4 protein-coding genes are annotated in these 2,913 nt (G+C 42.2%); all 4 read left to right on the top strand.

Annotated features, from left to right (window positions below; translation table 11 throughout):
- A partial coding sequence (locus tag Q0L68_RS18995) for a dihydroxy-acid dehydratase (RefSeq protein WP_296705826.1) occupies positions 1–420 on the top strand: 420 nt, incomplete at its 5' end.
- Between the two features lie 9 nt (positions 421–429).
- Positions 430–1,191: an SDR family oxidoreductase gene (locus Q0L68_RS18990; RefSeq protein ID WP_296705825.1), complete on the top strand. Its 762-nt coding sequence runs from the start codon at positions 430–432 to the stop codon at positions 1,189–1,191.
- 100 nt (positions 1,192–1,291) lie between these two features.
- Complete coding sequence (locus tag Q0L68_RS18985) at positions 1,292–1,933, top strand: hypothetical protein (RefSeq protein WP_296705824.1); 642 nt, start codon at positions 1,292–1,294, stop codon at positions 1,931–1,933.
- A gap of 558 nt (positions 1,934–2,491) precedes the next feature.
- Positions 2,492–2,913: hypothetical protein (locus Q0L68_RS18980; protein WP_296705823.1), on the top strand; the 422-nt coding region annotated here is incomplete at its 3' end.

Genomic DNA, 2,913 nt, shown 5'->3' with positions numbered 1-2,913 from the left:
AAGAACGTTGGACCAAAAGGATACCCGGGAATGCCTGAGGTAGGAAATATGACTTTGCCTAAAAAAATACTGGATAAAGGCATTAAAGATATGGTTCGGATTTCTGACGGAAGGATGAGTGGAACTGGATATGGAACCGTGATCCTGCATGTTTCTCCAGAATCTGCTATCGGTGGGCCTTTGGCTTTGGTGAAAACTGGTGATTTGATAGAATTGAATGTTCCTGCAAGAACCCTGAACTTACTGATTCCTGAAGAGGAATTTGAGAAAAGAAGAAATGAATTTAAACCACTAAAACTCCCTTATGAGCGTGGATACGTAAATTTATTTTTGGACAAAGTAAATCAGGCACATGAAGGGGTAGATTTTGATTTTCTTCAGGGAAGTTCTGGTTCAGAGGTCAAAAGAGATTCCCATTAAATTATTAGAATGAACACTAGAAAAACCGCCATTATCACAGGAGCTGGCCAAGGAATTGGGTTAGCTATCGCCGAAAAGCTGGCTGCTGAAAGCGTAAATCTTGTTTTAAATGACTTGGAAGAAGGCCTTATTCAAGATGCGTGTAAGAAAATTTCACACCAATTTGGGATGGCTGCCGTGGCTATTCCAGGCGATTCTAGTGATCAAGAAATAATAAATAAAATGATTGAAACAGCACTGACCCAATTTGGGTCAGTGGATATTGTGGTAGCAAACTCCGGAATCACTTTATTTGGCAACTTTCTTGAATACTCGAGAGAGGACTTTATGGCGGTTACAAAAGTAAATCAGGTTGGTACATTCTTTCTAACTCAAGCTGCGGCTTTGGTAATGAAAAAACAATCAAATGGTGGATCTATTCTGCTTACCTCTTCTGTCACTGCGCACCAAAGCCATGAGAATCTAGCGGCTTACGCGATGAGCAAGGCTGCCATAGAAATGCTGGCGAAGAACTTGGTTTTGGAACTTGCCCCATTTGGCATCAGAATCAATTGTGTTGCTCCCGGCGCTACCATGACTTCCAGAACTGCACTTGACCCAAAGTATGAGAGGACTTGGTCCAATCTCACCCCATTAGGAAAACCCGCATCTCCAGAAGATATTGCTGCCGCAGCTGCTTTTCTTGTATCTGATGCAGCAAAACATGTCACTGGGCAAACATTGGTAGTAGATGGTGGATGGACAAGTATCAGTCCTTCTCCTTATGATTGAAAATCAGTAAGTTTAATGGAATAAATTTCAAAATTTTATTTCTTGACCAAAAAACAAATGGATTAAAGAGTCTGTTATCTTTACCGAAAACCATAAAACCATGAAACAATTTAGCTTTGTAATTTTATTAGTTTGGGCTCTAAGCTCATGTCAACCAAAAGAAACTATGCCAGACACACTTCCCATGAAAGTGGCCATGGCTTATGGTTTTGATCAAATGGATCAGGTAAATACAATTGGCTTCACTTGGAACGTACAGCGGGATTCTGTGAATTCTGTTGCTCGGACTTACCTCTGGAACCTAAAAGATAAAACTGTTGATTACACTGACTCGGATACGACCTATTCTTATAGTTTATTATCCGATTCTCTTCCACCAGCCGATCGGGCTTTTATCAATGATAAATATTGGGCGATGATGCCATTCCAATTGGGTTGGGATTCCGGCTATACCTTTGAGACAGAAGAGGAAGTAAGTTCACCTTTGAAAGGAACCACGGCCACCAAATTGACCATTATTTATAACTCGGCAGACGGTTATACCCCTGGCGATGCCTATGATCTGTATCTAGATGAAAACAATAAGATTCTGGAATGGACTTTCCGAAGAGGAAATGGTGAACAAGGAGCTACTTGGACTTGGGAGAATGAGAAAAAAGTAGGACCACTGACCATTGCACAAGATCATATGGGCGCAAATGGAAAACGCTTCATCTGGATCTCAAATCTCTCTGTGAATTAGGATAAAAAACGATATTCCAAGCCGTGGCTCTAAGTCTCGGCTTTTTTTGTGCCTATTTTAAAGAAGGGGCAATTTTCGGAATATTATTGAAATGCTTTTGATAAACCCACACTTATATGAAAGATCAATTTTTTGTCAAAATTAGAAACAGCTATTGGTCGTATCGACGAATTATTTAATTTTATAAAAAGCACTCCCAACACTTATAGATATTGGCGATATAAACGCAATAGGTTATTGGAGTTGGGATAATACAAGTGTTATACCCTATAGAAGAGGTGACGAGAAAACCAAAAATTCGACTTGGAAGACCTTCAGAAAGCGCACTCTCCAATTGCGAGAGCGCTATTGGAGTAGTATAAGATTATTTTACCAGAAGCCATCTCAAGATGTTTTTGATACCCAAAAAGGGAGATTTTGCTGTTAGACAAGACGCTAAAACGGAGCATAGGCATAGCTACGCCACGCTTTTCGCAACGCAGTATGGCAGTAAAAGGTCCTTTTGTAGGTCAAAGGATATTATTGAGATGACTTCTAAACAGTTACTAAAGCAAACACATGCAACAGATCTCTTTTTGGCAAACCTGGGTAGTGGCAGGCCTACTGATGGCGATGCCCTCAATAGTCACAGCACAGGAAGCTGAGCTCACTCTTGATGACCTCTTCGCCACGCCAAAATTGACGGGAACAACCCCGTCCCAGCCTGCGTGGGCACCGAACAGCAAGCACTTCGCCTTTTCCTGGAGTGAACCCGGAAATCCTGGGCGTGGTCTCTGGGTATTCACAAGCGATGGGAAGGAAGTGATCATCAGTTCCGATACGGCATCCGCCTCAGTGCGCGATATGGTATGGACCGATGCAAACACCATCCTCAGCCTGCGAGGTAACCACCTATGGCAGACCTCGCTGAGTCAAGGAGACGACCTTCAGTTGATGCCCGTCGAGGCAGGTGCAAGTAATCTGGTTTTATCGCCAAACGG

Origin of the sequence: Algoriphagus sp. (genome assembly GCF_024642405.1) — a bacterium.
GTDB lineage: Bacteria > Bacteroidota > Bacteroidia > Cytophagales > Cyclobacteriaceae > Algoriphagus.
Note: the sequence above shows the minus strand (reverse complement) of the source record. Positions and strands in the feature narration are given on the sequence as shown.